The 6203-nt window shown below is 70.7% G+C and carries 7 protein-coding genes; all 7 read right to left on the bottom strand.

The features are described from left to right. Positions 1–105 precede the first annotated feature (105 nt). Positions 106–306 (bottom strand): helix-turn-helix domain-containing protein, encoded by a 201-nt coding sequence (locus tag ACFXPK_RS21030; protein ID WP_385077528.1) that lies wholly within the window; start codon positions 304–306, stop codon positions 106–108. Between the two features lie 150 nt (positions 307–456). Next, positions 457–1683, bottom strand: a complete 1227-nt coding sequence (locus ACFXPK_RS21025) for a DUF3631 domain-containing protein (protein ID WP_385077525.1) — start codon at positions 1681–1683, stop codon at positions 457–459. Positions 1684–2032: 349 nt separating this feature from the next. After that, complete coding sequence (locus ACFXPK_RS21020) at positions 2033–2932, bottom strand: bifunctional DNA primase/polymerase (RefSeq protein ID WP_385077523.1); 900 nt, start codon at positions 2930–2932, stop codon at positions 2033–2035. Positions 2933–3016: 84 nt separating this feature from the next. After that, entirely contained in the window at positions 3017–3265 is a 249-nt protein-coding gene (locus tag ACFXPK_RS21015) for a hypothetical protein (RefSeq protein WP_385077520.1), read from the bottom strand. Positions 3266–3276: 11 nt separating this feature from the next. After that, positions 3277–3465 (bottom strand): hypothetical protein, encoded by a 189-nt coding sequence (locus ACFXPK_RS21010; RefSeq protein ID WP_385077518.1) that lies wholly within the window; start codon positions 3463–3465, stop codon positions 3277–3279. A gap of 17 nt (positions 3466–3482) precedes the next feature. Then, complete coding sequence (locus tag ACFXPK_RS21005; RefSeq protein ID WP_385077516.1) at positions 3483–3800, bottom strand: hypothetical protein; 318 nt, start codon at positions 3798–3800, stop codon at positions 3483–3485. A 233-nt stretch (positions 3801–4033) separates the two neighbouring features. Next, on the bottom strand, positions 4034–6202 hold the full coding sequence (locus tag ACFXPK_RS21000) for a hypothetical protein (RefSeq protein ID WP_385077514.1): 2169 nt from the start codon (positions 6200–6202) through the stop codon (positions 4034–4036). Between the last annotated feature and the right edge of the window lies 1 nt (position 6203).

Below are 6203 nucleotides of genomic sequence, written 5' to 3'. Positions count from 1 at the left end.
GTGTGGTGTGGGGGGGGGGGGTTTTTGGGTCGAACCCCTTGGGGTCCGGGGCCCGGGCGGGGGGCCCCCCCCCGCTTCGTGGTGCGGTGGTGAGGGTGGGGCGGTTCAGCCGGTGAGCGGTTCGAGGCTGGACGCGTAGCGTTCGAGTTCCGTCCACCGGATGCGGCGTGCGCGTCCGTGCTTGACGTAGGGGAGAGCACCGGCGGCCATCAGGTTGTAGATCGTGGACCGGCTGAACGAGAGAACCTTGGCGGCTTCCGCCGGGGTGTAGAGCAGTCGCGTCGGCTGCGTGAGTACCTGGGACATGCGAGCTGTCCTTCTCCTCATGGATCCGCCACATCCGCCACGCCGCAACATTGCAGGTCAGCGACTTGGATTTGTGGCGGATGCCGAAGGTGTGGCGGATAGGCACCGCCACACCTGGACGGTGCGGCGGTGCGGGAAGGCGGGTTTCGACTATCCGGTGGTGGTGAGCTGCGTGGCGGTTTCCGTCGGCGTGTGGCGGATGGCGGTGCTGGCATCCGCCACGGATTCACCCGCGCTGACCTGCGGCGTGGCGGACGTGGCGGATGTTGCGGATTGAGCGGCAGGCAGGGGGCAGTACCGCGTCCACGCGTCCGTGAGATCTTCGGCGTAGTACCCCTTCGGAGTGCCGGATGCGGTACGGATGCCGCGCGGTTTGATGGGCTTGTTCCCCGGGGTGACGTACTGGCTGAGCAGCCGGGCGAGAGTGCGGGAGTTCAGGGGCTTGCCGTCCATGTCTTCCCATGGGCCGTCGTCCATGCGGAGTAGGCATTCGAGGATGACGGCGGTGGGCATCCGGTCTGCGCCGCAGAACACCTTGTCGCGCAGGTCGGTGAGCAGCCGGATCCCCGTGGACGCTTCGTCGTTGTCGTGGGCAGCGTCGATCAGTTCGAGGCAGGCGGCGCGGGCCCGGGCGGGCCAGTCACCACCGGCGGCGTCGGCGACAGCGAGGAGGGGTTCCCACACGTCGGCGGGGCGGTCGCTGACGCCAGCGGGCATCTCGGGCCATGCGTTCGCGACCTGGTCGCGGACGGTGTCGGCCCACTTGGCGAGCTGGTCGCGCAGAGCATGACCCTGCTTCTCGTGGATGCGCTGGCGGTAGGGCTCCACTGCCTCGTTCGGGGCGCGCTTGCGCATGCGGATGATGATGGAGCGGGTCAGCACGGTGTCGGGCAGGGAGCCGAGTCCGGCCATGGCCACGGCGCAGTACGAACCGAAGACCCGCGCGTCCTGGTTAGAGCCTTCTCCGACGCATCGCAGGGCGCCGCCGATGCGGCGGTATCCGGCGTTCAGGAAGCCACGGAGTTGTTCGTCGGCGTTGGCCTTGGGGCCGAAGATGGTGTCCACCTCGTCGAACAGGACGGTGGGCAGTCCCTCGGCGGCGGAGACCAGCCGGTACAGGGCGTTTGCGGACGCGGACACCGTGGCGACCGGGCGGGGGGTGAGGAGTTCCACGATCTCCAGCGCGCGGGACTTCCCGGAGCCGGGTTCGGGGGAGAGGAAGGCGATCCGGGGCGTGGTCTCGTAGCAGTCGATGAGGTGCGCGTGCGCGTCCCACAGCGTCACGGCGACGTAGGCCGCTTCCATGGGGAAGATGTTGAAGCGGCGGTGGAAGACTTCCACCTCGTTGAGCAGGGTCGCGCCGTCGATGTCGTTCATGCGGCGTTCCTCTCTTCCCGGGGTGCGCGGAGCGGGCACCGGTCATGGTGGTCGGTGTGGTCGGCGATCAGGGCGAGTACCTGGCGGTGGCCGGTGGCGAACCGGTCGCGTCCGCAGCGGCACCACGATCCGGCGGTCGGGGTGGCGCTCTTGGGTGCGGTGATGCGGAGCCAGGCGACCGGGGACCGTCCGTCGCCGGTCTGCTGGTCAGGTCGAACAGCAGAAAGGGCGCCTTCGGCGACGACTTTCGGCGCGCTACGGCCGGACGGGGCCAGGGGCGGTTCTGCGGGGCTGAGCTGGTCGGTGGGGTGGGAGAACTGCCTCTTAGCGGGGGGATTGGGGGGCGCGCTCATGACGCCGTGCCGCTGGGATTGTGTGCGATCGACCAGTTCAGGGCGCTGGTGATGACCGGCGTGCACTCGCTTTCCCGCAGGCCGGCCGCCAATCCCGCCTGCCTAAGAGGCTCTTCAACCTCGCTGCGGGTGAGGGCGCCGGACGCGACGAACCGCCCCAGGGCGCGTGCGGCCCTGGTGAGCGTCCAGTTCCGTACGCCTTCACCGGCCCCCGCGACGTTCGCCAGTTCGGCCCTGAGAGCCGCCGTGGCGTAGCGAGAAGCCCCGGACGGCGGCGAGGCGACTGTGACCCACGGCGTCTGACGGTCCGCCAGTCGGACGTGCAGCCATTCGGGGAGCGGGGCGGGCGGGGTGGAGTCAATGACGGTGTAGGGCCCGGCGGGGGTGGTGCTTCCCGGGGCGACGACGTACCCGCCCCATGCGCGGGTGTCGATGTGCTTGCCGAGCCGGTCCACCGTGTTGCCGAGCCGGATGCCGGGCGGGGCGGTGAAGTAGAGGTGGTGTCCACTGCTGGGGGTCCGGATCGTGCGGGTGCGGGGCGCCGGCTGCCCGGCGCGCTCGCAGAGTGCCGCAAAGGAAGTGACGCCGTCAGGCGTTCCTTTCGGGTCTTTCGGCTTGAGCGTGTCGAGGTCGACCACGACCAGCCCGGACGGGCCGACGGCGATCCCGATGTTGAACGGCCGTACGGACCATGCCCGGCGGATGCGGTCCGGGTCGGTGGTGGCCCGGTCCTCCCACTTACGGTGGCCGGCCGCGCAGTCCCCCGTGCCGGGGCAGGCGGTCTCGCCGTGCAGGGCGGGGCGCTTGTCACCGTGCCGCAGAGGGAAGACGCGCCAGCCGCGTTCGGCCGCGTCCAGTGCGGCGGCCAGCGGTGCGGGCAAGGGTTCAGGTGTCATGCTGGATGTCTCCAGTTCCGTGAAGCGTGCTGGCAAACGAGAGCGGCCCCGGACTTTGGCGAGACGGGGGCCGCTCTCGGCTTGTCAGAAGGGCGGTTCGTCGCTGTAACCGCCGCGCGAGGTGCGGCGGGGCAGCGGGAGCAGGGTCCAGCGGCGGGACTCGTTCCAGCAGCCGCACGGCCACCAGTCGGTGTCCACGTACTCTCCGGTTTCGTCGCCGTAGTGCTGAGCGATCCCACCGTCTCCGTAGCAGTCGGGGCAGTTGGGGCGAGGGGTGTCGGTGAGGATCAGGGCCCGGCGGGGCCAGTCGGTGACGCGGATGCGTGGTCGCATCGGGTGTTCTCCTACAGGTTGGGAAGGGCGGCGATGAGGGCGGTGGCGAGGGTGTTGATGGGGTCGGCGGCTCCGGTGGAGGCGAGGGAGAACCCGAACCCGGCGGCGACGGCGGCGGAGCCCCATCCAAGGGAGCGGGAGCGGAGCAGGAGCAGGAGGACGATGCCGAGCAGGACGACGAGGGAGACGGTCAGAGCCACGGGGGCCCCTTTCTCGGTTACTTCTTGGGGCGGGCGAGTTTGAGGGTGAGTCCGCCGATGCCGATCGGGCCCGCGGTGCTGGCGATGAGGGCGGCGGTGCGGGCGGCGAAGTCGATGAGCGCGATGATCGCGGCGACGGTGCCGAGGATGCCGATGGCGCCGGTGGTGACGACGACGATCGGGAACAGGTAGCTGCGCGCGGGGCGCCCGGCGGGGGCGGTGGTGTGGATGACGACGATCGGCCGGCCGGTGGTCTGGGCTCGCCGGTAGACGTCGGCGGGTATGTGCGCGGTGGTCGGCCCGCCCTGGTTCCCGGGCGGTTCGCGGTGGTGCATGGTGTGCTCCTTCCGGTCGTTCCGGGACGCGAGGACCCCCGCCCGGGGTTGTCCGGGCGGAGGTCCGCTGGTTACGGTGTGTGGTTGTAGTGGGGTGTGGCTACTGGGTAGTGGGTAGTGGGGTCCCCAGTAGAAAACCGCCTGTAGAGCCCTGTACGGGCCTACTGGGGTGTTCCGGCGGTTAGTGGGGTGAGGCCCCAGTACCCACTACCCAGTAGCTGTGTGTGGCCGTTTCAGGCGTGGTCGGGGTGGACGTAGACGGAGTGCGGTCCGTTGTCCCGGTAGACGAGTTGGCCGCGTTCGGCCGCGGCGCGCAGGGCGGCGCGGACGGTCTTGCGGTCCTTGCCGACCATGTCCGCGATCGCGGAGGGCTTCATGCCCATCGCGCCGGCCGACTCGATCGCATCGACGGCCTCAGGCAGCCACGACGGCCCCGCGGCCACCTCACCCTCCCCGCCACCGGATCCGGTCTCGTCTGCGTTGTCGCGCAGCGCGGAAAGGTTCAGTCCGGTCCCGCGCGGCACCGAACGGTCCTGCGCCGGCGGGGTACTCGGGTCGGCCGCGGCCGGTTCGGCGGTGGTGCCGAACTCGGCGTCGATCTGTTCCATGAACGCCCGTACCGCCGCGTCCTCGTCACCGCCGCCCGTGGTCTCGGCGCGGAGCGCGGAGAGGCTGAGACCTCCCCCGCCGCTGCCCGTGCCGGTGGGGCGGGGCGGTTCGGTGCGGATCTCGGCGGTGGCCGAGGCGCTCCGGGTACGGATCCATGCGGTGCGGGCCGGGTCCCAGCGGTTTGCGTAGGCGTCTCCGGCCGCGTGTGCCGAGATGTCGTCCAGCGTGGGGTGCCGGTCGGAGGTGGCGACGACGATGTCGCGGATCTGGTTCGGCAGGATCCCCCACGTCTTGAACAGGGCGACCGGTGATTCCGGGGTGGCCATGAACCCCGAGCCCTTGTAGGGGGCTTGGTCGACGCGCAGTCCGCGGCTGCCTGGAAACTGCTTCGACAGGTCCATGCCTTCCGTCTCGCCGCCGGTCAGCGCGACACGGATCTTTGCTTCCCGGCGGATCATCAGGTTGCCGAGCACCGTGCCGGTGGCACCGAGCGCGGTCAGCACGGTCCGTACGCCTATCGCGCGGGCGATCCGGATCACCTCGATCAGCTTCGCGGCGAGCTTGCGCATCGGCTTTTCGGTGCTGGCCAGGATCTCCGCGCCCTCGTCAACGACCAGCATGATCTGGGGAATCGACGGACTGACCGGCAGCAGATCGGTGTTGGCCTGTGACATGAGGTCCTGGTAGGCCATCTTGCGTTCCTTGGCGATCCGTTCGGCCGCCTCCAGCATGAGCGCGGCCTCTTCGACCGTCGATGCGAGCCAGTCGACCCCGGGCCGCAGCGTGCCCTGCGGGTTGTCGTGGGGGTCGAGGGCGGGGCGGACCCAGGGGAGTCCGGCCGATCCCGCGTTGAGGTCGATCACCCAGGTGAGCACGTCGACCGCGCGGGCCAGACCCGCGAGGATGACATGGACCATGTTCGTCTTCCCGGATCCGGTCGGCCCGACCACCAGGGCGCACTGTTCCCGCAGGTAGGTGCAGATCTCCTCGGCGTTGGTGCGGTAGCCCCAGGGGAGTCCGGTGTGGATGGACAGCGGCCCGTACTCGGTGGGGTAGGTGCGGTTCTCCGCGAGGACGTTGGCGGTGGCGACGTCGATCAGGACGCGGCCCTGGTTGATGCCGGGCCCTGCGGTGGCGGTGCAGCCGTGCGGCAGACCGGCATCCGCCGAAAGGCTCGCGGACTCCTTGGTGATCCGGTCGTACGTCGCGCCGCCCGCGGGGAGTTCCGCGTCGATGGTGAACCCGGTCCCGGTCGGCCACATCTCCACCGCCAGCACCCGGATGGTGATCCCGCACACCCGCTGGACCCGGTCGACCCACTCGGCGGCGATCCCGCGCCGCTCCGCGCTGAGTTCGGCCGCCACCTGCTGTTCGGCGGCGGCGAGCGCTTCGTCCTCGCGGGCTTCCTCGTAGAGGCTCGCGGCGTGGGCCGCGGCGCCCATGCCCACCCCGATCGTGGCCAGCGAGCCGAGCGCGGCCCACGTGAGCGGGTCGGTGGTCATGGCCCACGTGGTCCATCCGGCGCCGACCAGCCAGGATGCGGCGCGGGTGGCGATGGTGCGGCCGGCGTTCTTCCAGCGGAGCCCGGCGGCGGTGTGGCCGATGGCCCCGGCGGCCCCGACGGCCAGGGCCCAGCCGGGCGGCATGCCGGTGGCCGCACCGGTCGTGGCCAGCGCAAAGGCTCCGGTGGTGGCGGACAGGGCGCCGGTCACGGGTCCGTGACCGGCCGCCCAGTCCAGCACCGGGCCACTGGTGTCCTGCTGCTGTTTCGTGGTCGCGGTACTGGTACCCATG

Origin of the sequence: Streptomyces sp. NPDC059142 (assembly GCF_042755665.1) — a bacterium.
In the GTDB taxonomy this organism is placed as follows: domain Bacteria; phylum Actinomycetota; class Actinomycetes; order Streptomycetales; family Streptomycetaceae; genus Streptomyces.
This window is presented reverse-complemented; position numbering and strand designations above follow the sequence as displayed.